This is a genomic window from Faecalibaculum rodentium (assembly GCF_001564455.1).
Classification (GTDB): Bacteria; Bacillota_I; Bacilli_A; order Erysipelotrichales; family Erysipelotrichaceae; genus Faecalibaculum; species Faecalibaculum rodentium.
This window is the reverse complement of the sequence record NZ_CP011391.1, coordinates 2,505,153-2,531,641: the sequence shown is the minus strand read 5'-3', so window position 1 is coordinate 2,531,641 and position 26,489 is coordinate 2,505,153. Positions and strand designations below refer to the sequence as shown.

The 26,489-nt window shown below is 54.1% G+C and carries 26 protein-coding genes and 1 pseudogene; 20 read left to right on the top strand and 7 right to left on the bottom strand.

Annotated features, from left to right (window positions below):
• Window positions 1–8: 8 nt before the first annotated feature.
• The 9 genes and pseudogenes from rpoE (at window position 9) to aalo17_RS12270 (ending at window position 9,407) form a co-directional block, all read left to right on the top strand.
• Window positions 9–314 carry a DNA-directed RNA polymerase subunit delta gene (rpoE, locus tag aalo17_RS12310; RefSeq protein WP_067559979.1) on the top strand — a complete coding sequence of 102 codons (306 nt, stop codon included), beginning with the start codon at window positions 9–11 and terminating at the stop codon, window positions 312–314.
• A gap of 281 nt (window positions 315–595) precedes the next feature.
• Window positions 596–1,426: an ABC transporter permease gene (locus aalo17_RS12305; RefSeq protein WP_067559977.1), complete on the top strand. Its 831-nt coding sequence runs from the start codon at window positions 596–598 to the stop codon at window positions 1,424–1,426.
• Between the two features lie 10 nt (window positions 1,427–1,436).
• Complete coding sequence (locus aalo17_RS12300) at window positions 1,437–2,255, top strand: ABC transporter ATP-binding protein (RefSeq protein ID WP_067559975.1); 819 nt, start codon at window positions 1,437–1,439, stop codon at window positions 2,253–2,255.
• Window positions 2,252–3,136, top strand: a complete 885-nt coding sequence (locus aalo17_RS12295; protein WP_067559973.1) for a glycerophosphodiester phosphodiesterase — start codon at window positions 2,252–2,254, stop codon at window positions 3,134–3,136. Before aalo17_RS12300 ends, aalo17_RS12295 begins: the two co-directional genes overlap by 4 nt.
• Window positions 3,133–3,510: pseudogene (gene tagD, locus aalo17_RS12290) on the top strand (glycerol-3-phosphate cytidylyltransferase); the annotation flags it as partial. The gene aalo17_RS12295 and the pseudogene tagD, both read left to right, overlap by 4 nt.
• A gap of 89 nt (window positions 3,511–3,599) precedes the next feature.
• Window positions 3,600–6,038 carry a glycosyltransferase gene (locus aalo17_RS12285; protein ID WP_067559971.1) on the top strand — a complete coding sequence of 813 codons (2,439 nt, stop codon included), beginning with the start codon at window positions 3,600–3,602 and terminating at the stop codon, window positions 6,036–6,038.
• Window positions 6,035–7,033 carry an acyltransferase family protein gene (locus tag aalo17_RS12280; RefSeq protein WP_067559969.1) on the top strand — a complete coding sequence of 333 codons (999 nt, stop codon included), beginning with the start codon at window positions 6,035–6,037 and terminating at the stop codon, window positions 7,031–7,033. Before aalo17_RS12285 ends, aalo17_RS12280 begins: the two co-directional genes overlap by 4 nt.
• Entirely contained in the window at window positions 7,030–8,253 is a 1,224-nt protein-coding gene (locus aalo17_RS12275; protein WP_067559967.1) for a CDP-glycerol glycerophosphotransferase family protein, read from the top strand. The genes aalo17_RS12280 and aalo17_RS12275 overlap by 4 nt, the downstream gene beginning before the upstream one ends.
• Window positions 8,254–8,285: 32 nt before the next feature.
• Window positions 8,286–9,407, top strand: a complete 1,122-nt coding sequence (locus aalo17_RS12270; protein WP_067559965.1) for a CDP-glycerol glycerophosphotransferase family protein — start codon at window positions 8,286–8,288, stop codon at window positions 9,405–9,407.
• A 114-nt stretch (window positions 9,408–9,521) separates the two neighbouring features.
• Here the strand turns inward: aalo17_RS12270 and aalo17_RS12265 are convergent, their stop codons facing one another.
• Together aalo17_RS12265 and aalo17_RS12260 are read right to left on the bottom strand one after the other, a co-directional pair.
• A complete protein-coding gene (locus aalo17_RS12265) occupies window positions 9,522–10,568 on the bottom strand; it encodes a YncE family protein (RefSeq protein WP_067559963.1) in 1,047 nt (348 codons plus the stop codon).
• On the bottom strand, window positions 10,565–11,191 hold the full coding sequence (locus tag aalo17_RS12260) for a DUF4230 domain-containing protein (RefSeq protein ID WP_082743425.1): 627 nt from the start codon (window positions 11,189–11,191) through the stop codon (window positions 10,565–10,567). Before aalo17_RS12260 ends, aalo17_RS12265 begins: the two co-directional genes overlap by 4 nt.
• A 61-nt stretch (window positions 11,192–11,252) precedes the next feature.
• On the opposite strand from aalo17_RS12260, the gene rsmG reads away from it, so the two are divergent.
• From rsmG to glmS, 5 genes are all read left to right on the top strand, one after another.
• Window positions 11,253–11,966 carry a 16S rRNA (guanine(527)-N(7))-methyltransferase RsmG gene (rsmG, locus tag aalo17_RS12255; protein ID WP_067559960.1) on the top strand — a complete coding sequence of 238 codons (714 nt, stop codon included), beginning with the start codon at window positions 11,253–11,255 and terminating at the stop codon, window positions 11,964–11,966.
• Window positions 11,954–12,739 (top strand): ParA family protein, encoded by a 786-nt coding sequence (locus aalo17_RS12250; RefSeq protein WP_067559958.1) that lies wholly within the window; start codon window positions 11,954–11,956, stop codon window positions 12,737–12,739. Before rsmG ends, aalo17_RS12250 begins: the two co-directional genes overlap by 13 nt.
• Entirely contained in the window at window positions 12,732–13,610 is an 879-nt protein-coding gene (locus aalo17_RS12245) for a ParB/RepB/Spo0J family partition protein (RefSeq protein ID WP_067559956.1), read from the top strand. The genes aalo17_RS12250 and aalo17_RS12245 overlap by 8 nt, the downstream gene beginning before the upstream one ends.
• A gap of 58 nt (window positions 13,611–13,668) precedes the next feature.
• Window positions 13,669–14,409 carry a GntR family transcriptional regulator gene (locus tag aalo17_RS12240; protein ID WP_067559954.1) on the top strand — a complete coding sequence of 247 codons (741 nt, stop codon included), beginning with the start codon at window positions 13,669–13,671 and terminating at the stop codon, window positions 14,407–14,409.
• A gap of 215 nt (window positions 14,410–14,624) precedes the next feature.
• On the top strand, window positions 14,625–16,436 hold the full coding sequence (gene glmS, locus aalo17_RS12235) for a glutamine--fructose-6-phosphate transaminase (isomerizing) (RefSeq protein ID WP_067559952.1): 1,812 nt from the start codon (window positions 14,625–14,627) through the stop codon (window positions 16,434–16,436).
• Between the two features lie 231 nt (window positions 16,437–16,667).
• Here glmS and aalo17_RS12225 read toward each other — a convergent pair whose 3' ends face one another.
• On the bottom strand, window positions 16,668–17,231 hold the full coding sequence (locus aalo17_RS12225; RefSeq protein ID WP_420806564.1) for a DUF5662 family protein: 564 nt from the start codon (window positions 17,229–17,231) through the stop codon (window positions 16,668–16,670).
• Window positions 17,215–18,075, bottom strand: a complete 861-nt coding sequence (locus tag aalo17_RS12220; RefSeq protein ID WP_067559948.1) for a mechanosensitive ion channel family protein — start codon at window positions 18,073–18,075, stop codon at window positions 17,215–17,217. Before aalo17_RS12220 ends, aalo17_RS12225 begins: the two co-directional genes overlap by 17 nt.
• Before the next feature lie 280 nt (window positions 18,076–18,355).
• On the opposite strand from aalo17_RS12220, the gene rpmE reads away from it, so the two are divergent.
• Together rpmE and aalo17_RS12210 are read left to right on the top strand one after the other, a co-directional pair.
• Entirely contained in the window at window positions 18,356–18,577 is a 222-nt protein-coding gene (gene rpmE / locus aalo17_RS12215) for a 50S ribosomal protein L31 (protein ID WP_067559945.1), read from the top strand.
• A 105-nt stretch (window positions 18,578–18,682) separates the two neighbouring features.
• On the top strand, window positions 18,683–19,834 hold the full coding sequence (locus aalo17_RS12210) for an aminotransferase class I/II-fold pyridoxal phosphate-dependent enzyme (RefSeq protein ID WP_067560305.1): 1,152 nt from the start codon (window positions 18,683–18,685) through the stop codon (window positions 19,832–19,834).
• Between the two features lie 118 nt (window positions 19,835–19,952).
• Here the strand turns inward: aalo17_RS12210 and aalo17_RS12205 are convergent, their stop codons facing one another.
• On the bottom strand, window positions 19,953–20,777 hold the full coding sequence (locus aalo17_RS12205; RefSeq protein WP_067559943.1) for an N-acetylmuramoyl-L-alanine amidase family protein: 825 nt from the start codon (window positions 20,775–20,777) through the stop codon (window positions 19,953–19,955).
• A 100-nt stretch (window positions 20,778–20,877) separates the two neighbouring features.
• Between aalo17_RS12205 and aalo17_RS12200 the strand changes: the two genes are divergently transcribed.
• A complete protein-coding gene (locus aalo17_RS12200) occupies window positions 20,878–22,074 on the top strand; it encodes a helicase-related protein (protein ID WP_236940486.1) in 1,197 nt (398 codons plus the stop codon).
• 149 nt (window positions 22,075–22,223) lie between these two features.
• Entirely contained in the window at window positions 22,224–22,703 is a 480-nt protein-coding gene (locus aalo17_RS12195) for a ComF family protein (RefSeq protein WP_145907743.1), read from the top strand.
• Here aalo17_RS12195 and aalo17_RS12190 read toward each other — a convergent pair.
• Window positions 22,682–23,290 carry a TetR/AcrR family transcriptional regulator gene (locus aalo17_RS12190; protein ID WP_067559939.1) on the bottom strand — a complete coding sequence of 203 codons (609 nt, stop codon included), beginning with the start codon at window positions 23,288–23,290 and terminating at the stop codon, window positions 22,682–22,684. The genes aalo17_RS12195 and aalo17_RS12190 overlap by 22 nt on opposite strands.
• Window positions 23,287–23,880: a TetR/AcrR family transcriptional regulator gene (locus aalo17_RS12185; protein ID WP_067559937.1), complete on the bottom strand. Its 594-nt coding sequence runs from the start codon at window positions 23,878–23,880 to the stop codon at window positions 23,287–23,289. The genes aalo17_RS12190 and aalo17_RS12185 overlap by 4 nt, the downstream gene beginning before the upstream one ends.
• A 284-nt stretch (window positions 23,881–24,164) precedes the next feature.
• Between aalo17_RS12185 and aalo17_RS12180 the strand changes: the two genes are divergently transcribed.
• Both aalo17_RS12180 and aalo17_RS12175 read left to right on the top strand, forming a co-directional pair.
• Window positions 24,165–25,466, top strand: coding sequence for a hypothetical protein (locus aalo17_RS12180; RefSeq protein ID WP_067559935.1), 1,302 nt, complete (start codon window positions 24,165–24,167; stop codon window positions 25,464–25,466).
• Window positions 25,467–25,490: 24 nt separating this feature from the next.
• Window positions 25,491–26,480 (top strand): bifunctional UDP-N-acetylglucosamine diphosphorylase/glucosamine-1-phosphate N-acetyltransferase GlmU, encoded by a 990-nt coding sequence (locus tag aalo17_RS12175; protein WP_067559933.1) that lies wholly within the window; start codon window positions 25,491–25,493, stop codon window positions 26,478–26,480.
• Window positions 26,481–26,489 lie beyond the last annotated feature (9 nt).

Genomic DNA, 26,489 nt, shown 5'->3' with positions numbered 1-26,489 from the left:
AGGTTTCCATGAAGAAATCAATGACCGAGACAGCCTATGACATTCTGTCAAAATCCGAAGGACCCCAGTCGTTCATTGAACTGTGGTCCAGTGTGGTCCGGGATATGGGCCTGACCCCGTCCCAGGCTGACAATCAGATTGCACAGTTTTATACGGATCTGTCCATGGATGGACGCTTCTTCAGTCTTGCCGGAAACCGCTGGGATCTGAAATCCAGATACTCTTCGGCAGAAAGCAATGTGGATACAGATTCGCTGTCCGTGGAAGACGACGAAGAGGAAGAATCCGAAAAAGAGGACCTGGGAGAAGAATAACCACCGGGAATCGTTTCGGAAGCCACTCTGCATGCAGACGGAACAGACAATCAACCGACCAGCCTGGCTGCAGACTGGTCTTTTTTTGAGAGCATTCCGGAAGAGGCGACAGAGAGGAATCGCGGCAGTTCTCTGTCTTTTGACGTATCATATTGACGTATCATAAAGGAAAGCAGGCAGAGTTGTGTCCATCAACACTTGTTATGAGTGTATTCTGATATATATACCCAGTTTGAAACCGGTCTGTATCGGGCAGCCGGCATGGAAAGGAGTGTGGTCTGGTGTTTACAGCCATACGCTATGTGATCAGGGAAAATTTCAGCAACCTTTACAGGATCTACAGTATATCCAAATATGAGCTCCTGGCAGATATGCGGGATTCCAAATTCGGGATTGTCTGGAACTTTCTGTCTCCGGCCATCCAGGTTCTCACCTACTGGCTGATTTTCGGCATTGCCTGGAACCGCAAGCCGGTGGAAGTGAATGGAATCACTGTCTCCTATCTGCCCTGGCTGGTGGTGGGCTATGCCTGCTGGTGGTTTGTGCAGCCATGCATCACCAATGGATGCAATGCCATTTTCTCGAAGGTCAACGTGATTACAAAGATGAAGTTCCCTGTCTCTGTCCTGCCGGCAACGGTGATCTGCAAGGAGTTCTTCAATCATGGATGCATGCTGGTGATCGCGCTGATCACGCTGCTGGCCTGCGGCTACTACCCGCAGTGGTGGTGGATTTCAATCCTGTACTATATTTTTGCGGCTTTCTGCTTTGTGGAGGCAGTGGCCCTGATCCTCTCTGTTCTCACCATGCTGTGGCGGGATATCCGGAAACTCGTTGTGTCACTCACACGAATGCTCATGTATTTCTCTCCCATTATCTGGGACTGCCAGTTTGGTGCACATGTGCCCTTTGCCCGGTACATCAATCTGATCATGAAACTCAATCCGGTATACTATCTTGTCAACGGCTACCGGGAATCCATTTTTTACCACAAATTCTTCTGGAATCATCCGGCACAGACTCTGTGTTTCTGGGTCATTGTCCTGGTTCTCTTTGCCATCGGATGCATGCTGATGTACAAATTCAAGAAGAAATTCATCGATTTGATATAGGAGACATGCCATGGATGCAGATATTGCAGTACGCGCCACAAACGTGTCGAAAATCTATGATCTGAGAAACAAGGACAATCAGCACCGCACGGATTCTTCCCGCTTCTATGCACTGAAGGACGTCTCCTTCGAAGTGAAGAAAGGAGATGTCGTGGGGATCCTGGGAACCAACGGCTCCGGGAAATCCACCCTGTCCCTGCTTCTGTCCGGCATTTCGGATATCGATTCCGGAACCATTGAAATCAATGGTGAGCAGAGCCTGGTTGCAATCAATACAGGTCTGAACAACCAGCTGACGGGGCTGGAGAACATAAAAGTGAAGGGTGCCCTTCTCGGACTCAAAAAGAAGCGAATCGAGGAAATCACGCAGGATGTGATCAATTTCGCGGAAATCGGGGATTTTCTGTATCAGCCCGTCAAGAAATATTCTTCCGGCATGAAATCCCGTCTGGGGTTTGCGATTTCCCTGGCGCTCAACCCCGATATTTTCATTGTGGATGAAGCCCTGTCTGTCGGGGACCGGGGATTTGCAAAAAAATGCATGGACCGGATGATGCAGCTGCGCGATGATGAGGGAAAAACCATATTCTTCATTTCCCATTCCCTTGACCAGGTCAAAAACTTCTGCACCACAGGGATGTGGATCGAAGGAGGCTCTCTGGTGGAGATGGGTCCCGTGAATGAAGTGGCGGGACACTATTCGGAGTATGTGGAAAAGATGAATGCCATGAAGGGTCCGGAAAAGCGGAAGTTTCTGGATGAGAAATTCAGGAAGAGACTCCTGCCGAAGGAAGAGAAAAAAAGCTGGTGGAAACGCCTGGTTTCATGAACCGGCTGAAAAAAAGAGGGACAGCGGCACTGGCTGCTGCCCTGTTTTTCGGTTATCTTTCAGCCATACTCTTCCAGATTCCTCGACTGTCAGTCATATCCCCGCGATACCTGGAGCAAACACCCCTGCGTCCGCAGCAGGCTGCAGCATTTGAGGCCGAGGCAAGACAAAAACAGAAAGAGGGGCGCATTCCGGTGTATTATTCTCATCGCGGGGACTCCATCGATCATGTGGAGCATACCTGGTCATCTTACGATGCAGCGATCCGGAAGGGATCGGGAAATATTGAGCAGGATCTGGTGCTGTCGAAAGACGGGACGCTGTATGTGAGTCATGACGAAAACGCCCTCCGGATCACAGGTGTGAATCAGGAATACCGAAACATGACCGACCGGCAGATACAGACCCTGCGCACAGCCAATGGGGAGCAGATTCACTCCCTGGAGGATGTGTTTGGAAGATATGGAAAGACCGTCCACTATATCGTGGAAGTCCGTCCTGTCCAGGAAGAAGTCGTAAAATTCATTGAAATTGTTAAAACCTGCGGGATGGAGGAAAATATAACTGTACAATGCAAAGATGCTGCCCTGATCCGCGAACTGCGGAACGCATTTCCCCGAATGCCGGTGCTGTATCTGGCCATGGATCTGAATGATGTGCAGCTGGGACTCACTGATCCCGATATCGATATCGTGTCCGTGAACCGGAAATGGATCAGCTCGGAGATGGGAGAATGGATCCATTCATACAGAAAACTGTATTCAGTCTGGACACTGGACACGGAAGAAGAGATACGCCGGGCGCAGGCAGCGGGCGTGGATATATTTTTCAGCGATGACACAGCCCTCGCACAAAGAATGACAAGGAGAGACACACCATGAAAAAAGTGATCACATACGGAACCTTCGATCTGTTCCATATCGGACATCTGAATCTGCTGAGGCGGGCAAGAGAACTGGGGGATTACCTGATTGTGGGTGTTTCCAGTGACGCCTTCAATGCCATCAAAGGCAAGAAATGCCAGATCAGCGATCGGGACCGGATGGAAATCGTAAAAGCCATCCGCTATGTGGATGAAGTGATTCCCGAAACCAGCTGGGACCAGAAGGTCAGGGATATCCAGGACCATGATGTGGATGTATTTGTCATGGGAGACGACTGGAAGGGCAGGTTCGATGACCTGAAGGAGTACTGTGACGTGGTATATCTGCCGCGCACAGAAGGCATCAGCACGACGCAGTTGAAGGATGAGCTGGGAAGCAGGCAGGAAAACGCCGGTCAGGGGACTGCTGGCGATGCTGATCAAGGTGGACAGGTGTCCGGTCCGCAGGAGATGTGGGCAGAATGAGTTCAATAAAAAAGACCTGGAAAGCCATCCGCAGGAATTTCCGGAGTTTCCGGAAAAACAGAGCCTACCGGGCCAGATTTCACTTCACCCGATACTATGAAAAGGAACCCATTGACGAAAAGACGATTTTTTTTGAATCCTACAGCGCCAACAACTTTTCAGGAAATGTGTTCTATATCTATAAAGCCATTGCGGATGATCCGCGTCTGAAGGAATACCGGAAGGTCATTGCCTGCAACAGAAAAAACCATGCGGAGGTGCAGTCTTTTCTGGAATTCCACGGGTTTACCGATTTTGAACTGGTGGAAGTGCATTCCCATGAATACTGCCGGGCCATTGCCACGGCAAAATATCTGTTCAACAATTCCACCCTCCCGGTGTATTTCATCAAGCGTCCGGAGCAGGTGTTTTTCAACACCTGGCACGGCACGCCGCTGAAAACGCTGGGTCGATCCATCATCTCTGCTCCCAATGAAATCGGAAACACACAGAGAAACTTCTTCATGGCGGATTACCTGCTGTATCCCAATGAATTCACGTTTGAACACATGCGGGAAGACTATATGCTCAATGAGCTGTTTCCGGGGAAATACGCACTGAACGGCTACCCGAGAAACTATGTGTTTTATCAGACGTCACAGCAGGAAGCACTTCGCAGGAAACTGGAGCTGACCGACAAACAGGTCATTGCCTATATGCCCACGTGGCGAGGAACCGTCGCCAGAAGATCTGTGCAGGAACAGCTGCTGGCAGTCAGGTATTTTCTGATGGAAATCGACAAACGCCTGCGGGATGATCAGGTATTTTACGTAAACCTCCACAATTTCCTCAATGCCGAACTCGAATTTGACGGCTACAAGCACATCCTTCCGTTCCCGAAAGAATACGAAACCTATGAATTTCTGTCCATTGCAGATTGTCTTGTGACGGATTATTCCAGTGTCTTCTTCGACTTTGCCAATACAGGACGGAAAATCGTTCTCTTCGCCTATGACGAAGACGAGTACTTTGCCACGCGCGGTGTATACATTCCCTATGAGGAGCTTCCCTTCCCGAGGGCGGATACGGTACAGAAACTGATCCGGGAAATCAATGATCCTGTCACGAGACCCTATCCGGAGTTCGTGAAACGCTTCGATCCCTGGGACGATCAGGATACAGCTGCCATGATCCGGGACCAGATTTTCTTTGGAAGCAATGAACTGCATCTGATTGATGGAACAAGCTATCGCAACGGAAAACGCAATGTGCTGATTTTCGGCGGTTCCCTGGCCCAGAACGGATTGACGACTTCTTTGCGGGGGCTCCTGAATCACCTGGACACAGAGAAGTACAATTTCTTCGTCATGTTCTTCAAGCAGCGGGTGCAGAAGTACAACTATGTCATTTCTGATTTTCCCAAAGGCATATCCTATATTTCCATCCAGGGATGGAAGGACATCACCATCATGGATGCCTTCTGCCAGCTTCTGTACTACCGGTTCAACATCACATCCGGATTTGTGATGGACCACATAGACAGAATGTTCCAGAGAGAAGCAAAGAGAATTTTTGCCGGGAACCAGTTCTCGGATGTCATTCACTTCACGGGATATGAGAGAAACATTGCCGCCCTGTTCGGGCAGATGAAAGATACCCACAGTGTCATCTATGTTCATAATGACATGCGTAAGGAAAAGGACACGAGATCCAATTATCACATTCCGTCCATTCTCCGTGCCTACCGGGACTTTGACAACATTGTGGCCATCCGGGAGAGCATGGTGCCGGAAATCATGGACCTGGTTCCGGGTATTCCGCAGGACAAAATTAAAGTGGTGCACAATGTAAACAACATAGAACGCATCCTGGAAAATGCCGCGCTGCCCCTTGCCTTTGACGAAAACACGGAATCCACCCATACAGTGGAGGAAATCAGGGAAATCCTGGATGATGCGTCTGTATTCAAGTTCATTGACGTCGCCCGGTATTCACCGGAAAAAGGCCTGAAACGGCTGATTCTGGCATTCGAGGACTTCAGCCGAAATCACCCGGATTCTGCGCTGTTTGTCATAGGGGGTCATGGGGGTGAACACAGGGAACTGTGCGAGTACTGTCAGGAACATGCACTGAAGAACGTGGTCCTGATTCAGTCCCTCTCCAATCCCTTCCCGATTCTGGCAAAATGTGACTGCTTCATCCTGTCCTCGTTCTACGAAGGTCTGCCCATGTCCATCATGGAAGCCCTGATTCTGGACAAACCGGTCGTTTCCACCAACATCACCGGACCGCGGGAATTCCTGGAACAGGGATATGGTGAACTGGTGGAAGACAGTCAGCAGGGACTCTATGACGGTATGGTCAAAGCGTATGATCATGAGCTGGATCTGAAGCCGTTCGAGGCCAGGGCCTTCAATGAACAGGCGCTGCAGGAATTCTATCAGATACTGAAATGACAGCCTCTGCACAGCGCAATCCGGTCCTTGATCAGGCCAAGGGAATCGCAATCATCCTGGTCGTGACAGGTCATCTGATGTCCGGAGAAACGGGTCTGGAGAAATGGATTTATTCCTTTCACCTTCCCCTGTTCCTGGTGGTCAACGGCTGTCTTCAGTTCCTGCGTCCTTCCCGTCAGACAGTGGGACAATATGCCTGGAAAGAAACGAAAGTGCTGCTCTATCCCTTTGTGGTGTTTTCCCTCCTCAAGTCTGTCATCAATTTTTTCGTGGAGAGCGACCCGGAAGAATTCATCGATCCCATCAGCCGTTTGTTTCTGTTTTCCGGAGACGGTGCGCTGTGGTATCTGCCCGCATTCTTTCTTTCGGCTCTCCTGTTTTTCGTTCTGCACCGGTCCGGGCTTCTGAAACTGGAAGGACTGCTGTGTCTGACAACCCTCCTGTGCTCCGGCGTGATTGCCACAAATGATCCATATCAGCCGGACAGTCTGATGTTCTACGTCAATCTCATCAACCGGACGCTCGTTCTGTGTGTCTTTACGGGAATCGGCTGGTGGCTGGAACAGAGGAAGATCCTGTCTTCCCCGCTTGCCAGGACCGGGTGGCTGCTGATTGCAGCGGGTCTGGTTCTGGGGATGATGAACAGTCAGCCGGACATCCACTACTCCAGACTGGGAAATCCCATTCTGTTCTACGGATCGGCCACAGCCACATGCACAGGCATCCTGATGGTTCTCAAAACGCTGAATCTGAAAATGAAGTGGCTCTGCTGGCTGGGAAGGAATTCGCTTCTGATCTACCTCACCCATACGACATTTCACTACACGGGAATTGCCCGGTCGATCATGGAGATGTGGACCACACAATCCTGGGTCATCACAGCCGGTGCCGTGATCCTGGTCATGCTGGCGGAGATCCCAACCGTCAGACTGCTGCAGGGACCCCTGCGCATGCTGGTGCAGTACCCCTTTCAAAGAAAGAAGGCAAATTCATGAAAGTGCTTGGGCGCATCAAGAAAGCCCTGGTGCCGGTCTTCGGCTGGCTGTACCGGATATTCTGTCGTCTGATCCCGGTGGACAACAGAATGATTCTGTTTCTCGCCTTTCATGGCCGGAGCTACAACGACAATCCCCGTGCGCTGTATGAAGCCATGCGACAGGATCCCCGGTATTCCGGATACCGGTTTGTCTGGGTTCTTAGGAATCCGGGCCAGGAAACGATTCCCGGTGCTGAAACTGTCCGCTACCTTTCCCTGGGATATTTTGTCGCTGTGGCTCGGGCGAAAGTCTGGATTTTCAACTGCAAGATGCCGATGTACCTGTACAAGAAGAAAAGCCAGATCTATCTCCAGACCTGGCATGGCACACCGCTGAAAAGGCTGGGACATGACATTGAACCGGTTCCGGGGCAGCGGTTTTACCGCTCGGGTCTGACTTACGAACAGATGTGCCGGACCTATGATGTGGACTCTGAAAGATATGATGCCATGATCAGTCCCAATGCATTCTGTACCGGGGTGTTCCCGCATGCCTTTGGGATAAAGAAAGAGAAACTGATCGAGACTGGATATCCACGCAATGACTTCCTGTCCACCTATACACAGGAGGATGTCCAGCGGATCCGGGCAGACCTGAAGATACCGGAAGGAAAAAAAGTCATACTGTATGCACCCACCTGGAGGGATGACTCCTTCCAGACCTCCGGGTACACCTTCAGGCTTCAGGCGGATTTCAGGAAGTGGAAAGAGAGGCTTCCGGAGGATACAGTGGTGCTCTTCAAGCCGCATTATCTGATTGTGAATCAGCAGCAGGATGATCCGGAACTGCAGGACTTTCTGATTTCCGTTCCGGCAGATACAGACATCCGTGACCTGTATGTGGTCTCTGATGCTCTGGTGACGGATTACTCCTCGGTTTTCTTTGATTACGGAATTCTGAAGCGGCCTGTATATTTTTATATGTATGACCTGGAAGCCTACGCAGGGGATCTGCGGGGGTTTTATATGGACATAGAACAAGAGCTTCCAGGAAAAATCTATCGGACGGAAGAGTCGCTTCTGCAGGATCTGGCGGCGGGAGAATTTGATGATTCCCGCTATCCGGCGTTCACAAAACGGTATAATAACCGGGAAGACGGCCAGGCCAGCCGGCGTGTGCTTGACTGGCTGGCGGTCCGGCTTGGCCGGCATACGGCATCAGAACAGGCCGGAAACTGAACAGCGAGGCTGAAAGAAAGGAGGCACGCGCGATGGGACTGAAAAAACTGATATTGAATTTCTGCCTGCGCATCGTGGACCTTCTGACGTTCTGGATTCAGCCAGAGCCAGGCACCATTACCTTTATTTCTCTGACACACAATCGGCTGAGCAGTGATTTCGCCCTGATCGACGAACAGCTGAAGAAAGATGGTCGATGGAAAATCAATTATGATCTCATGGTGTTCCGCAAGAATCTCTGGGGTGACTTTCTGTATTTTCTCAACTGCCTTCGTCAGCTGCCGGAAATCAAGCGAAGCCAGCTCGTGATTCTCAATGACAACAATTATGTCATTTCCCACATGAAGCCACGCCATACCAAAGTCCTGCAGGTGTGGCATGCCTGCGGCGCTGTAAAGCAGTTTGGCAACCAGATCCGCCGACAGTATTCCGTCGGCAACTACGACGCAGTGCTGGCCTGTTCACCGGTATGGAAAAAGCCCTACAGCGAGGCATTTGCCATGTCGGAAAATCAGGTGAAAATCACAGGCTGTCCAAGACTGGATACACTGCTGGACGAATCTGCCATGAAGAAACGGTCGGCACGGCTCCTGAAGAAATATCCGCAGCTCCGGGACAGAAAAATCCTTCTGTATGCCCCGACGTTTCGTGGAAACATCATGGATGGCATGTACTCTGCACCGTTTTCAGCCCAGAAGCTGACCGACTGCCTGCCGGAAGACTGGATCCTGGTCTCCAAGTACCATCCCCTTCTGCGGCACTCGATCGAAATCGACGACCGGAGTCTGGATCTCTCCGGCGAGGATCTCTATACACTGATGTGGATGAGTTCGGCCATGGTTTCGGATTTCTCCTCTGTGATTTTTGATTACTCCCTCCTGATGAAACCCATGATCGCCTATGTTCCGGATCTGGAGGAGTATGCACAGACCATTGGCCTGAACATACCGTATCTCAAGGATTTTCCGGGTCCTGTCACAGTCACGGAAGAGGAAATTGCAGAAGCGGTTCAGGTTACATCACCGGAAGACATCACCAGACGCAGGAAGTTTCGTGACAAGTATTTTACACATATCGACAGGAACAATACCCGACGGGTGGTGCAGCTGATCGACGATATGATGGAACAGCCGGCACAGGATGCGGCTGCCTGATTCAGGCGGCTGTCATCCTGTGCCTTTTTCTTTTTCTGTCGGGCACGAACGGACAGAAAAAGCTCCCGGCTCCTGCACAGAGACAGAATCCGGGAGAAGAACGAGGAAGAAAACTCAGTTCATCATCCGGGGGATGTCCACGGAAATCACCCGGTCGACATGGGTCATGAGTTCGTTCCGGAAACACCGGGCGGGACTCTCCCACATCAGATACAGCGTATTGTCCACCGCATAGGGCTGCTCCAGACAGGGCGGCAGCTGCCAGGACCGGATCGCATCGCTTTTGAGAAACCGCGTTGCCGTCTTTGGATAGACACACAGCTTGCTTGGAATGTAGGGACCATAGGAGAACGTCAGGAAGATGTAGTCATCTGTCATGGCGATCCCCTGACATTGCTGGCCAATGATCGCGCTGTCCGCAATCACCCCGCTGTGAGCCATGCGCCCGGGAGGAACGAGATCGAATGTCTGCAGCCGCATCGTCGGCTCATCCAGAGTGAATGTGCCCGCGAAGAGCTGTCCGTCAAAACATGTCATGAAAGAATTGCGGGTCAGCTGCGTCATTTTCTGCGTCCTCTGCCAGGGCAGCGGCTTTCCGGTTTCGGTAAAACTGTATTTTTCGATGTCCCGGATCCGCAGATAGCTGGCACTGGCATTGTTGGTGTATCCCGTGGAGACCCAGAGATGTTTCCATATCGGGTCCCAGCAGACAGATCCCGCATGCGGCTGGCCCTCCAGCACGATGGTCTTGATGAAATCATGGGTCCGCCGGTCGATCATGTACAGGACAGAATTGTGTTCCTTTTCATGGCAGTAGGCCGAAATGAAGAGGTAATCCTCCGTGACGGCAAGCCCCTGGGGAGTCATCTCCAGACACGTATCCGGGCGTCCTTCCCTGTCAACCGACAGAGAAGATTTCATGCCGGGAATGACATAGGTGCCGGAATTCCGTTCAGTGCCGTGGGCTTCCAGCCCGGCCTGGGTCAGGACCGGCCAGGATTTCAGCTCCATTGCCATTCTGGTTACCGTATCATAGTTTACTGCCTCTGTGCCTGTGCGGTCTGGAACCTTCAGGATGGCGGTCTTCATCATCAGCTGTGGATAGGGAATGCTGTTGAGTGTGAGAAGTGCCACGGTCAGAAACGCAAGAAGGCGCTTCACGAGTCCCCTCCGGCGCCTTCCCTGAATTCAACTTTCACTGTGTAGGTATCCCGGATCCCGTCCGTCAGACCGAGAATTTTGGTCACGGCTTCCACGGTATTTGCAGAGGCTTCCTCGAACACAGGCTTGCTTCGGATTTCATCCTCCACCGCTTCTTTCTGTTTCTGTGCGAATACCTTGTAATCATTCACGCTGATGGGATTGAAAATGTTTTTCGATTCATCATAGACTTCGATGCTCTTCTCGTCGATGGTGTTCGACAGGATTTTCACAGGGTCCAGCGTCACGGTGATCACCTGGGCGCCTTTGTTCACATCCACTTCAGCGGTCTCCAGATCGCATCCCAGCAGAGCCTCTCCATCGTAGGTCAGGATGAAGAACTTGTCTGTCAGGGGAATGTTCCAGCCGTTGATTTCCAGGGAGTTTTCGTATTTTCCCACTTTGCTGTAATTGTACCTGGTCGAGATCAGACTGCTGGCAGATTCCAGTTCCCGCAGGACCACTTTCCCTGTGACCTCCGGCTCGGACTGCACAATGTTGAGATTGACGGCTCCAAAGAACAGAAATGCGCCGGCAATCACGCCGATGAGCAGCGCTGCCAGCAGACTTGTCATTTTTTTCATGGCGTAATTGTATCATATCAATGTGCTATAATGGCGGGTACAGAAGAGGGAGATTTCGTCAATGACCGAACACGAATTCCGGACTGCCTGCGCCGAAAACGGCATCCTCCTGGATGATGCCCAGATGCAGCAGTTTCGTACATATACAGACCTTTTGATCGAGTGGAACAGGAAAATGAACCTGACCGCGATCACCGACCCGGAACAGATCTGGGAAAAGCACTATCTGGATTCCATCCTGCCGTTTTCCGGGCTGGATATCCATACGCTGGCGGATGTGGGCACCGGAGCAGGGTTTCCGGGCATTCCTGTGAAAATCACATGGCCGCAGATCCGTGTCACGCTGGTGGAACCGCTGAAAAAACGCTGCCGGTTTCTGGAAGCCGTGAAGGAAGCCCTGCATCTGGAAGACCTGGAAATCTGCCCGGAGCGCGCGGAAGAGTTCGCGGCAGGACACCGCGATGCGTTTGATGCGGTTTGCAGCCGGGCTGTGGCCAGACTGTCGATCCTTCTGGAACTGACTGCACCGCTGGCAAAACCGGGAGGGCTGGTCATTGCCCTGAAGGGTCCTGGAGCGGCGGCAGAACTCAGGGCTGCGGCTCCGGCGCTGGAGGCTCTGCATCTGAAGCTGCTGAAGGAAACCGATACATCCCTGTCTGCAGGGGAACGTGTCAATCTGTATTTTGAAAAGCAGGGTCCGACCCCGGCGGACTATCCCCGGAACTTCGGTCAGATCAAGAAACATCCGCTGGAGGATACGACATGGCAAAAGTGATGGCAATATCCAACCAGAAAGGCGGGGTGGGAAAAACCACGACAGCCATCAACCTCGCGGCGGGCCTTTCTGCTGCCGGCAAGACAGTGCTGCTCGTGGACTTTGATTCCCAGGGCAACGCCTCCCAGGGACTCTCGGCGTTCTTCACCGAAGACCAGCCCACGGTCTACTCCGTTCTCATGGAGGGCGTGCCGGTGCAGGAAGCGGTTGTAAGAAGCGAGGCAAACGGGTTTGACATTCTCCCCGCCAATCTGGCTCTGGCCGGTGCGGACCTGGAGATGGACAAACAGGGAGCCGGGAAGGAACAGCTGCTGTCCAGGGCCCTGGAGCCTTTGCGGGATCAGTATGACTACATACTCATCGACTGTCCCCCGTCCCTCGGGCTGCTGAATACCAATGCGCTGACGGCAGCCGACACAGTCCTGATCCCGGTTCAGTGTGAATACTATGCGCTGGAAGGAATCACCCAGCTGCTCATCACGATCCGGCTTGTGCAGCACACATCCAATCCAGGACTCCGGATCGAGGGCATTCTCATGACCATGTACGATATCCGGACCAGGCTGTCTGTGGAAGTGGCACAGGAGGTCAGGCAGACATTCGGGCGGCTGGTCTATCAGACCTCCATCCCGAGAAATGTGCGTCTTTCGGAAGCGCCCAGCCGGGGGCTGTCGATTTTCCAGTACGACCCGCGCTGCACCGGGGCCCAGAAATATCAGGCTCTGACAGAGGAAATCCTGGAACGTGCACGACAGGAGGGATCCCATGAGTAAGAACACAGGACTTGGAAAAGGGCTGGGGGCCATCTTCAGCGGTGACGTGACGCGTGTTCTGGATGATATCCAGAATGGACAGCAGGACGAGCGGGTACAGGAACAGACCCGGATTCCTGTCAGCGAAATCCGGCCGAACCCCTATCAGCCCCGAAAGGTGTTTGATCAGCCCGCGCTGGAAGAACTGTCGCAGTCCATCCGCCAGCACGGTGTGTTTACACCGGTTCTGGTGAAGAAGAGTGTGCAGGGCTATGACCTGATTGCCGGAGAGCGCCGGCTGCGGGCCACGAGAATGGCCGGTCTGCAGGAAATCCCAGCCATCATCGTGGAAATGAGCGACCAGGAAATGATGGAAGTGGCACTGCTGGAAAACATTCAGCGGGAAGACCTGAACGTCATTGAGGAAGCAAAAGCCTATCAGCAGATGATCCGGAGCCTGAACTATACTCAGGATCAGCTGGCCCACCGGATTGGAAAGTCCCGGGAACACATCACCAACACGCTGCGTCTGCTGCGACTGCCGGAAGATGTGCAGGAATACGCAGTCCGCAAAGAACTGTCCATGGGACACATTCGCGCACTGCTTTCTCTGAAAAACGAGGACCAGATGCGGCGGATCGCCAGAATGGCTGTATCACAGGGACTGTCTGTCCGCAAAGTGGAACAGCTGGTCCGGCAGGAAAACATGAAGAAGCCGGAAAAAATCAGTCCCGAGGATGATATGTTCGTGAAGGATGCCGCAAAGAAGCTGGAAGGATTCTTTCAGACAGGTGTGCGGATCAGCGGGTCCTCCGTCAGCATTCACTACGAGAACGATGAAGACCTGACAAGAATTCTGGACCTGCTCGGGCTGACAGAGAAAGAAGCATGAATCCGGCTGCCTTCCGGCCATACCGGAAAGGCAGTACAGGAATGCAGGAGAGGAAACTATGAAGAATCTTGACTTCGGACGGGGAGCCAAGCCGCTGTATATGCAGCTGAAGGAAATCATCCGGAAAGACATTGAAACCGGAGTCTATGCGCGGCATGAAACCATCCCGGCGGAAATCGCGTTTCAGAATGAATACGGTGTCTCCCGGATCACTGTCCGGCAGGCCATATCCAGCCTGGAGCAGGAGGGCTATGTGGAGCGTTCCCGTGGACGCGGCACGCAGGTCATCTGGCGCAAGGGCATTGAGGAAGACGTGAATCAGCTGATCAGTCTGACAGATGAATTCGAGCAGCAGGGACATGCCATCGACACACCCTATGTGGAAGTGGTGCGGGAAATTCCGCCGGCTCAGGTCCAGAAGGCATTTGAGTCCATGGAGGAGTGTCTGCGGGTGGACAGGATCCGGACAGCGGACGGAGAGCCCATCGTGTTTTTCCGCACCTGGATTCCGGGAACGCTCGGGTTTCCGGAAAAAAGGGAGGCCTACAGCGGGTCTTTGTACAGGCTGTATGAAACCGTGACCGGGGCACAGCCTGCGATGTCCCATGACATTCTGTATTCTGATCTGGCCACGGGGGAGATTGCCCGGCAGCTCGGGGTCGCGGAAGGGGCACCGCTGCTGGTGCGCCAGCGGAGCGGATATGATCAGCACAATGATCCGGTGGAATACACCATTTCGTATTTCAGAGGCGACAGGTACCGGTACCACATCGACTTGAGTTCCCGACAGAGTCATTGAGAAATCCATTAATTTTCTGTATAGTGATTCCATTCATGGAGTCAGATGTGAACAAGCGCCAGGACTGCTTCGGCAGTTGACGAGGACCAGGTTGATCGAAAGATTCGGCGGATGACCTGGAGGCCAGGTACAGCCTGAGGCAGCAGACAAAACCAGCCCGCGAGAGCTGAACAGACCTGCTGTCCGTACCCTCCATGATGAATGGAGGTTTTTTTATGTGTGGAATCACTGCATTTGCAGGCACCACTCCGGCTCTGCCCTTTCTGATGCAGGGGCTGGAAAAACTCGAATACCGCGGATATGATTCCGCGGGTGTGACCCTTGTCGGATCCCAGGGCCTGACGACAGTAAAAGCCAGGGGACGCCTGGCGACGCTGAAGGCGTCGATGGAAGGCGGCTGCTGGCCGCAGACAGCCGGGATCGGTCATACGCGATGGGCGACACACGGCATCCCCAGCAATCTGAATTCCCATCCCCATACGAATGAGACAGAGACCATTGCCATTGTCCACAATGGCATCATTGAAAACCATCAGGCCATCCGGAGTTTTCTGGAGGACACAGGCTACCGGTTTCATTCCCAGACAGACAGCGAAGTCATTGTGCACATGCTGGATTACTACTACAAGGGGGATATGCTGGAAGCCATCCGGAACACGGTGCGGTATCTGGAAGGCAGTTTTGCCCTGTGTGTGGTCTGCACGGATTTTCCCGACACGGTCTATACCGCCAGAAAGGACTCCCCGATGGTTCTGGGAAAAAGCGCGGATGCGGCGTTCTGTGCGAGTGACATCCCGGCACTGCTGGAATATACCCGTGAAATCGTGGCCATGGAAGACCGGCAGATCGCGGTTCTGCAGCCGGGAGAGATCCAGCTGTATGATTTCGACGGAAGACCGGCCAATCCTGTATGGATGACTGTGGAGTACGACGTGCAGGCTGCGCAGAAAGGCGGCTATGATACGTTCATGGAGAAGGAAATGCATGAACAGCCCTATGTGCTGTCTGAAACGCTCCGGGGCAGGATCTCCGGTGAAGATGTGATTTTTCCGGAACTCGGGTTTCTGGATATGAAGGACATGAAGGCAGTGTATTTTATTGCCTGCGGCACAGCCTGGCACGCCGGTCTGTATGCACAGTATCTGTTCCGCACCTGGATTCCCGTTCCCTGTTTCTGCATTCCCGCCAGTGAATTCCGATACGGACACTATCCTCTGGGCCCGGACACGCTGTGTATCTTCGTCTCTCAGTCCGGCGAAACAGCAGATACGCTTGCGGCGCTGAAGGAAGCAAAAAAAGCCGGCGCTCCCTGTGTCTCCATCACCAATGTCCTGGGATCCAGTCTTGCCAGGCAGTCCGATGCGGCACTCTATACTTGTGCCGGACCGGAAATCGCAGTGGCAAGCACCAAGGCCTATACCACACAGCTGGTCCTGCTTGCTGCCATGGTCCTGAAGCTGGCGGATCTGTATGGGGCTGATGTACCCGACCGCACCCGGTTCCTGCAGGATCTGGCGCATATGCCGGAGGCGGCGCAGAAGATGCTGGATATGGAAACACCGGAAATCAGTCACGCAGCGGATTCCCTGACGAATCTGCGGGATGCCTATTTCATTGGCCGCCAGCTGGATTATGTGAGTGTGCTGGAAGGAGCTCTGAAGCTCAAGGAGATCTCCTACATTCATGCGGATGCCTATTATGCCGGGGAACTCAAGCATGGTCCCATTGCCCTGATCGAAGAAGGAACGGTGGTGATTGCACTTGCCACACAGCCTGAGGTTGCCGGGAAGACGATTTCCAACATTCAGGAGACCATGGCCAGGGGCGCAGATGTGACCCTGATCACCGGGCCATCCGAAACTGCAGACGGCTTTTCGCAGGTTCTGCGGATTCCCGATGTGCATCCTCACCTGGCGGTCATTCCCGTCACCATCCTGCTGCAGAAACTCGCTTTCGAGGCTGCGGTGAACAAAGGATGCGATGTGGACAAACCGCGCAATCTGGCCAAGAGCGTGACGGTGGAATAGATTCACAGAATGATTCCGGCACTGGCTGACAGAAGGACCTGTCCCTGGCTGTCAGTCTGCCGCGGGAAACGGAACAGCCGGAGCTGCACAGACCATCCTGTACAGCTCCGGCTGTATCTTGTCTCCAGAATCACTGTGAAGACAGGCAGAAACCGGGAGGCGCCGGGCGAAAGTCTCTGTCCAAAATACCCATCGCGGTTCATATGAACGGGCAGACTTTCACAGAATGACTCAGACCGTTTTGCCATCCCGGGCATCCAGTCCGGATGGGAGATAGACCCGGCGGATGAAATTCAGCGCATTGGCCAGTCCATGCCGGGCAAGGTAGTCCAGCAGATACTCCAGGTCCCTGGCCGTCTCCGGATGCATCATCATGTGGTCTTTTGCCGCCAGATAGTAGTTGAGGGCTGACCGGTCGGTATATTTCTCTTTCTGGTAAATCATGCTGGCGGCCACGCGGTCGCAGAACATTTCCGCCACATACCGCCGTTCCATTTTCACCGGATGCACACCCTGAGAACCGTTGTCGATCCAGTACTCCCAGTGGTGCGGGTTGCGCCCTTTGTGATGGAGCCAGGAAAAGGAATAGCCTTCGTGTTCCTTCTGTGCCTCGATCGGTGAACGGTATCCCTGGAAGTACCGGAACCCGGTCCGGAGCTCCAGGGGACTGTATTTCGAGAGATCGTGCAGGAGTCCCTGCCGGTACAGCCCGCACGCAAAGCAGAGTTTTGTCACGAGCAGCTTGTGGGCATTGATGGTATGCAGATGCCCTCTGATTTTATCCAGCTTTTTCATTCTGTGTTTCCTCCTGCGGTGTTGTGCCGGCTGCCGGTGCGGAAACTCTGTCAGGTTCAGCCGGTGCCGGCGGAAGACCGGAGGCCGCACTGCCTTCACCCTGATCGTGACGGTCGGTGAGCACGGACAGCTGTGTCATGAGCCAGCGCCTGGCGGGTTTTACATCCTGTCCCCGGATCGGGACAGACACGGCGAGCTTTGCCTGGTTTTTGTGAAGTGAGGAACACCAGACCTGAACCTCTTCCCCGGGTATCATCTGCGGGCAGCGCCCGGCAATCACCCGTGCCTGCTCCAGCCCTGCCTGGACATTCCCCGGCAGCGGAAAGTGAAGATGGACCGTCAGGTGCATGAGAGGATCCTTGCTCCAGTTGACAATCAGGTCGTTCACCAGAACCGAATTGGGAATGATGACTTCCTTGCTTCCATTCGTGCGGATGGTGGTGTACATCAGTTCTATGGACGACACCTTCCCCTGATGTTTCCCCACGGAAATATAGTCACCTACCGCAAAGGGCTTCGTCAGAAGGATCTGCAGTCCGCCTGCCACATTTGCCATGTTGTCCTTGAGGGCCAGGGTCATGCCCAGTCCCACGGCCGAGAGAAGGCTGAGGGTGCCGGACATTTTGAATCCCAGCTGTTCCATGGCCAGAAGAAACGTCAGGCCGATGATGAGAACATTCACCAGAGAGGCAAGAAATGTCAGCACCCCTTTGTTGGGAACGGTACGGGCCATACGGAGAATCATGCGCTTGACCAGCGGCCCAAGGAACAGCCCGGCTGCGATCTCCAGAACCGGAAGCCAGAGACTGGTGCCCAGTTTCTGCCAGTCGATATGCAGTGTCACGACAATCACCTCCTCTGTATCGTATCATGCCTGCACATCCTGACTGTGTCCGGTTCCCCCGGCCTGTTTCTGATTCACAGCCGGCGTGGGCTGTCTGAGGTACTTCCCCTATGGCCTGCCGATGTCCGATGCGAAGTGCCGTCGGCAGACCCACACCCGGTTTGCAGACACAGGACGGTTTTTGTTTCATGGGGATTGTGAAGGCTGCAATTTTCTGATACCATGTCAAGGCACTTACTTTGAGCACGCATGAGGCTCAAGGCGGAAGGAGGACAAGCGTATGAAAAAGGGAATTCACCCCGATTACCACAAGGTTAAAGTCGTATGCACGTCCTGCGGGGCAGAATTTGAATCCGGTAGTACGGTAAAGGGCGATGAACTGCGTGTGGATACCTGCAGCAACTGCCACCCGTTCTTCACTGGACGTCAGAGGTTTGCCGCTGCGCAGGGACGTATCGAGAAGTTTAACCGCAAATACGGACTCAAGAACGAAAACAAGTAAGAAACGGCTGATCAGCCGTTTTTTTCTATATCATGAAATGGAACCGGCTCCTGTCATGCAGGAACTGCCGGTCATGCGAGAAAACCGGAAAGAAGAGGTATGGTCATGGAAACCGCAAGAAGAATGAAGTATTTCAGGAAACCGGCCTTTGCAGACCTGAAGGCCTGCACGGGGCCGGATCCGATCGACTTTACGCTGGGGTCCCCGGACATTGCACCGGAGCCCTCCATCATGGAGGCCATTCAGAAGGCAGCCGGCGAGTCCCAGAACTACAAATACGCCGTCACTGCCCTGCCCCAGCTGATACAGGCTGTACAGGACTGGTATCACGACAGATACAGCACAGACCTGGATCCGGAGGAAATCTGCCTCCTGCAGGGAAGCCAGGAAGCCCTGATCAATCTGCCGCTGGTGTTCTGCAACCCGCATGACGGGATCCTGATTCCCGATCCTTATTATCCGGTCTACGAACAGGCGCCCAGACTGGCAGGAGCCGATGTGCTGTATATGCCGCTGAAACCGGAAAACCACTATCTGCCGGATCTGGAGGCCATCAGCCAGGAGGACCGACAGAAGGCAAAGCTGATCCTGGTGAGCTATCCCAACAACCCCACTGGCGCCATTGCCCCGGACAGCTTTTACGAGGAACTGATCCGGTTTGCGAAAGAGAATGACATCCTGATTATTCATGACAATGCCTATTCTGAGCTGGTGTATGACGGCCAGCCAGGGAAGAGTTTTCTGTCATTTCCCGGTGCCCTTGAAACGGGCGTGGAACTGAATTCCTTTTCCAAGACCTACGGCATGGCCGGCGCCCGGCTGGGTGTGCTGGCCGGCAACCGCGAAGCAGTCAGCGCCTACAGGGAGCTCAAAAGGAGTCTGGACTACGGCATTTTCCTGCCGGTCCAGTATGGCGGGATCGAAGCCCTGGAACATGGAGGCGGATCCATTCCGGAGACGCGCCAGGAGTATGAACAGCGGAGAAATCTGATGGTGGCGGAATTCGGGAAAGCGGGATGGCACATTCCGTCCTGTGAAGCCACGATGTTTCTCTGGGCCCCGATTCCTGCGGGAATGACCTCCGAGGCCTTTGCCCTCAGGCTGGCGGAAACCGCAGGGGTGCTTGTCACTCCCGGATCCCGCTTCGGGCCGGAAGGAGAAGGGTTTGTCCGCATAGCCATGGTGCAGGATGCCGAAAAGATCCGCGAAGCTGCCAGGCGGATCGCAGACTCCGGTCTGTTTGACTCCCGATCCTGATACACAGTACAGGCGGAACAGCAGGAACTGACGAAGAAATGAAAAACAGGATGATGCCCTGTCTGCCGTATCACAAAGACCGGCAAAGATGCGGTATCATCCTGTTTTTGTTCATTGCTTACTGCGGGATGTAGTCTCCGGTATAGTCTTCCGGCACCCAGACAGGTTCGGCTTCCGGTGTCTCCTGAACAGCTTCCGGTTCCTGAACAGCAGCCTGCGGCATCGCCACATTCACGTCCAGACCATGTATGGAATCGTAGTAGGCCTGGGCCAGAGCTGTGGAAATGGCATCCTGGTTGCCCGGGTCGCGCATCTGCATGGCTTCCGTGGGATTGGACAGGAAGCCGGTTTCAAACAGCATGCTGGGGATCCCCAGCTGATCGACCACAAAAATGCTGCCGATGTCGCTGGTCTTCCGGAAGCCCAGAGCCGGGCCCCAGTTGGCGGCTGCCAGATAATTGTCCAGGTTCTGGCAGATCCGCTGGCTGGTCACATCATCCTGGCGCACAATACCGAAATGTCCCAGGGCACTGGGATCTTCTGCGGAATTGCAGTGGATGGCCAGGTAATGGGTTGCACCGTAGTTGATGGCCATGGCCACCCGCGCCTGCAGGTCTTCCGCTTCATTGTCCGGCCAGGACACATTGTCATCATAGCGCGTGAAGATGACCTGAATGGACGGATCCATGTTGTGCAGTTTTTCGCCGGTCTGGAGTGCCAGGGCCAGTGCCACGTCTTTTTCCATGGTTCCGTCTGCGGCCACGGCTCCCGAATCATATCCGCCGTGGCCGGGGTCGATCATGACCGTGGCTACAGGATTTTCCACGATGTAGTTGTGTGATTTCCAGATCTGCTCTGTGACAAACTGGGACAGCCCCCAGACCGCCACACCCCCAAGGAGCAGCCAGACCACCAGAATTGGCAGCCATTTTTTCTTTTTCATCGAATTTCTCTCCCTCGTATGTTCCCATGATATAAAAAATCAGCGAATTTGCGCAAATCTGAGGCCGGATGGCGAATATAAAAACAGGGGGGTGTCTGAGATGAAACACAAATTTCCTGAAACGACCCGAAAACCCGCTGTGCCAGACTGTGCCGGACTGGCATGCAGCCGGTGCGGGAACACAAATCCGGCTCTGTTCGGCAGTGATCACGGAATACCGTACTGCCGGCGCTGTGTGGCCTTTTCGCGGCTGGATGCCGGAGCACAGCCGCAGATCCCGGTGCTGAAGGAACCGGCATGGGAGGGGCAGATACACCTGGACTTTGCCCTGACGCCCTTTCAGCAGCAGGCTTCGGACCAGATCCTGGACTGGCTGAAGCAGGGAGAGTCTGTGTTCTGTTATGCAGCCTGCGGATCAGGGAAAACCGAAATCACATTCGCGTCCATAGACTGGTTTCTGCGGCACAGACAGAAAGTCTGTTTTGCCATCTCCCGCCGGCAGGTGGTGCTGGAAATCGGGGCCCGGCTGCAGAAAGCATTTCCTGGACTGGACGTTGTCTGCGTCTGCGAGGGATACACCTCTGTGACCGATGGAGATCTCATAGTCTGCACCACGCATCAGCTCTATCGGTATCCGGGGGCGTTTGACCTGCTGATCCTGGATGAGCTGGATGCCTTTCCCTACAGAGGGAATGCCCTTCTGGAGCATCTGGCGGCAAAAGCCTGCAGGGGTGTGAAGCTCATGCTGTCAGCCACACCGGATGAAGTCAGTCTGGCAGAGATCGAAGCCGGGCGACTCAAAGTGGCACGGCTGTTTCGGCGGCCCCATGGCCAGCCTCTGCCGGAACCCCGGTTTTATCTGAGACCTGTGTGGCTGCAGATCTTCGGACTGCTGTGGCAGCTGCACAGAATGGCACCCAGACAGGTGCTGGTGTTTGTACCGAGGATCCGGGACGGAAACCGTCTCAGCCGGCTGCTGGGCTGTCCATGCATTCACAGCCAGAGTCCGGACAAAGATGACATTATGCGCCGTTTTTCCGGCAAGGAATACAGGGTGCTGGTGTCCACCACCCTGCTGGAGCGGGGAATCACGGTCCCGTCTGTGCAGGTGATCGTGCTTCGTGCCGATCATCCCGTATTCACCATGGCCAGTCTCGTCCAGATTTTCGGCCGGGCAGGCCGCAGTTTTGATGACCCGAAAGGAGAATGCCTGTGCTTTGCCGCCTCTTTAAGCGATTCCATGAGACAGTCAGCCGATTTGCTTCACCAGATGAACGAATCTGTCTCTTTTGTCTGAATGAATATTCAAAAGATACAGATTTCACGCAGTTGCTGCTTGATGATGACTGTCTCTGTCCGGAATGCAGGAAACGGGTGCAGGAACTGAAACAGACATACCGGATTGAGGGCCGTTTTGTGCATGTCCTCTATGTCTACAATGAGTTCATGGAACAACTGTTCTTTCAATACAAGGAAGACCGGGACATTGCCCTGGCTCCCCTGTTTCTGTCCGGGCAGTCCCGCCTGATCCGCCGTCTGAGGGGCTGCAGGATCGCTGCGCTTGCATCGTGGCCTGAAAAGACCCTGCAGCGGGGATTTGATCCGCTGACAGAAATCCTGCGGGCCTGGAACCTGGAGGCAGACCGCCCATGGCACAAAACCAGGTCATTCAAGCAGTCGGAAAACGACCCCGGAACGAGGAAGGAAGTGGGTCATCTCATTGCCTGTACACCGGACACGACCCGGCAAAGGCGGCCAGGCCGGCTGCTGATTCTCGACGATGTCCTGACCACCGGTGCGACACTTGATGCCCTGTTTTCCCTGTGTCCCGACGCGCAGGCAGAAGCCCTCGTCCTTGCTGCTCACCCCCTGTGGCTGGAGACACATAAAAAAGACAGGCAGTCTCATCCGGTTTTTTTCCGGTGATCCACGCCTGTCTGTTTCAGAACCGCATCGTAATCCGGCAGAATGATGTCTTCGACCATCCGGCCATAGTGACTGAAGAAGGGAAAGCTGCCTTTGGTCATGATCCATTTCAGAGTCAGTCCCAGGCTCAGGTTCTTGAGAGCCATGAACAGTTTCTCCGGATCGCACAGATTCCGGATCTGCCCGGCTTCCTGTGCTTTCCGGATGGCCTCCACTGTCCGCTGTTTTCCACCAGCGCTGTATCTGGCGGTAACGGTATGTTCGTGAAAATTCAGAATCATGTATTTGGACAGGAGATCCGGCCCCAGGTCGATGGACCGGGAAGCTGTCATGGACAGCCCGATCCAGATCAGCGCCACATAATCGTTGGACGGTTCATGTTCGTCCATGGCCTGGATCAGTGTTTCCAGAGCACCATCGTAATAATGGCGCAGGAGCTCCTCCTTGCTGTTTACATATTTGTAGAATGTGGGCTTTGTGATGCCGCAGGCATTGCAGATATCCATGACGCTGGTATCGTCGAACCCCTTTTCCCGGAACATGGTCAGGCTGACATCCAGGATCTGTTCCAGTCGTTTCCGGTTCATGCCAGTCCTCCTGCTTGAGTGGTGCAGGGGCAGTTGTGCATGAAGACGGCATCCAGGTCCTGACTGAAATCATCCAGAAGGCTGCTTCTGCCTTCGTTCAGGCACCAGAACGCCCCATACCCCAGGCTCATTCCGACACCCACTTTGTACAGCGACTTGGGATCGGAAGGATTTTGGATCTGTCCGGTTTCCTGTGCTTCGCGGATCAGGTCCACCATCAGATCGGTGAACGCCCGGACATCATTGAATGTGCCCATGTACTCCACCAGGTTGGAGATGAATACCTGGTTGTAGAGGTCCGCTCCCAGTCCGGCGGCATGACGCATGAACATCAGATAGCCTTCCATGAGTTTCCGGTAACAGTCTGTGCCTTCCGGGATCCGGTACCAGTCGTCCGGAATGGCTTCGCTCATGGAGGAGAAAAAATAGCTCAGCAGGTTCTGCTTGCTGGCAAGGTACTTGTAGAATGTGGGCTTTGTGATGTCGCATGCATCACAGATGTCCTGAACGGATACAGCATCATAGCCTCGCTGCCGAAAGAGGTCCAGTGATTTCTGGATGATCTCATTCTTCAGTTTTCTTCGTTTCATAGCCGGCTCCCCGTGGTTTACTCAGGTAAACGCACCTCAAAGTATGTTTCAATTATAGACGACTTGTCACCAAACTGACAGCTGAAAACTCTTCCGGAAACCCGGAAACGGGAAGAAAGAGATAGCCGGATGCACAGATCTGTACGATTGAAAGGTCCTGCTGCTTTCGGACACGTAACCGCTTTCCGGAAACCGGACGTCTGTGTCCTGTACCGGGAAGCCTGGCTCTATGCCCGGCACAGACCGGCTGTGGTATCATTGAGAAGATAGGGGGAAAATTCAGAATGAGTCAATCCAAGCGAGATGACCGGCTCGATGCCCTGCTGGACAGTCTGTCCGCAGACAGCGAGCTGGAACGGAAAATGAGCGCCTTTTCCCATACCCGCAATGAGGAATCAGAACAGTCAGGTCCCGTCCTGACAGCCCGGGACAACCGGGAGCCGGAGCAGGAGAACGAACCGGATGTGCCGGATTTTTCCGGCACACGGGACCAGGACACGGTCATCACAGGCAGGCCGGTCTCACAGACCGGGGAGGAAGATGGCGGCGGCACTATGGTATTTGCCCCGCGGGACATAGAGGATACGGCCGACAGTCCAGGCAGCACGGTGGTTCTGGACAATGGTGAAATCGACAGCCTGATTGAGGAGGAAAAGGGGCCTTCTCTGAAGCGGGAACGTGTAAGCCGCCAGGTGAACCGTCAGAAGGAACACAAAAAGACAGACTGGCGGGCAGCCGGGATCATTGCGACGGTCATTGCGGTGGTGGCCCTGGGAGCCCTGCTGATTTTCGGCATTTCCCAGGTGGTGAAAAACGTCACGGCAGACAGGACGGAAGAAAAGGACACAGAAGCGGATTTCAATGCCCTGAAGCAGTGGGCCCAGTCACTGACAGGCACATCCGATACCGGGATCAAGGATTATGAAGTGCGGTGGAACAAACTGAGCGACAAGCAGAAACGGGAAATCAACGAAATCCTGAGAGACAGTACCGGGAAGTCCTTTGATGAGATCCTGGCAGAAGAAAAAGCCGGGCAGAAAGCCGACAAGGACAACAACAACACGGAAGTGGCGGAACAGAAAGCCCGCCTGAAGGACCAGATTGCCCAGCTGCAGAGTCAGCTGGCCGGTGCCCAGGCCGACTATGATGCAGCCCAGGGAAAAATCAATGACGCCCAGAGCCGTGTGGACAGTGCTGCGGCCGCCCTGGCGGATGCGCAGAATACCTACGGGGCGGCGCAGCAGAGCGTATACGATCTCCAGGCCCAGATGGATTCGATGAACAGCCGGATCCAGGAACTGCAGAACACCTCGTCCGCCGATAAGGAGCCGGATGAAATGGCACAGATCCAGAAGGAACTGTCGGATCTGATTGCCCAGCAGTCCTCGCTGAAGTCCCAGCTGTCCTCGGCGCAGTCTTCCATGGACCAGTCCGCCGGTGTCATCCAGGCCCGTCAGAACGATCTTGCCAGTGCCCAGGGGGCCCTGGATGCCCTGGCCGGATCCACGGACAGTGCACAGAACCGCATCAACGATCTGAACAGCCAGATAGCGGCACTCCAGTCTCAGCTGGATGCCCTCAACTGAATGGAATAAAGGAGACAGGAAGCAATGAGAAGTGCCATCATCCTGGCAGCAGGCAAGGGAACCCGGATGAAATCCGAAACCCCCAAGGTGCTGCACCCCATCATAGACCGTCCCATGATGGGCTATATCGTGGACAGCCTGAAGGAAGCAGGCGCAGACCGCATCGTTGCGGTTGTCGGCTACAAAGCCGGGGAAGTGAAGGAGGCATTCCCGGAACTGGAGTTTGCCATTCAGGAACCTCAGCTTGGATCGGGCCATGCCGCGATGCAGGCGGATATGCTGGAAGGAGAAGACGGGCTGACGCTGGTGATCAACGGTGACGGACCGTGCATCCAGCCGGAAACCCTGAAGAAGCTGTATGAAGCCGGTGAAGGAAACAGCCTGACGCTTCTGAGCTCTGTCCTGGAGGACGGTGCTCATTATGGACGGGTCGTCCGGGATGCGGATGGACACGTCACAGGCATTGTCGAGGCCAAGGACTGCACACCGGAGCAGAGACAGATCCGGGAAATCAATGCGGGTATGTACTGCTTCAATACGAAGGACCTGTTCGAGGGACTGAAACAGCTGAAGCCGGACAATGCTCAGCATGAGTATTACATCACGGACCTGGCGAAGATCTTTGCCCGCGAAGGCAAGTCCGTGGATGCCATTGTGGTGGATGACCGGGAGGAAACGGCGGGAATCAACGATCCGTCGGAACTGGCCTCTGCCTCTGCCTGGCTGCAGCAAAAGATCTGCCACCGGCATATGCGCAATGGGGTGCAGATCTGCGATCCGGACAGAACTGTGATCGGGCGGGATGTCGTCATCGGCCGGGATGTGCTGATCGAACCGGATGTGATGATCCTGGGACGCAGCGTGATCGGGGATGGTGCACGGATCCTTGCCGGCAGCCGGCTGGAAAATGCGGTTGTCGGAAAAAGAGCCTGCATCGATGCCTGCAGAGTGTATAATGTTTCAGTGCCTGATGATACACAGGCGGGTCCGTTCGCGGTCCTGAAAAACGAGTAGATGAATAGT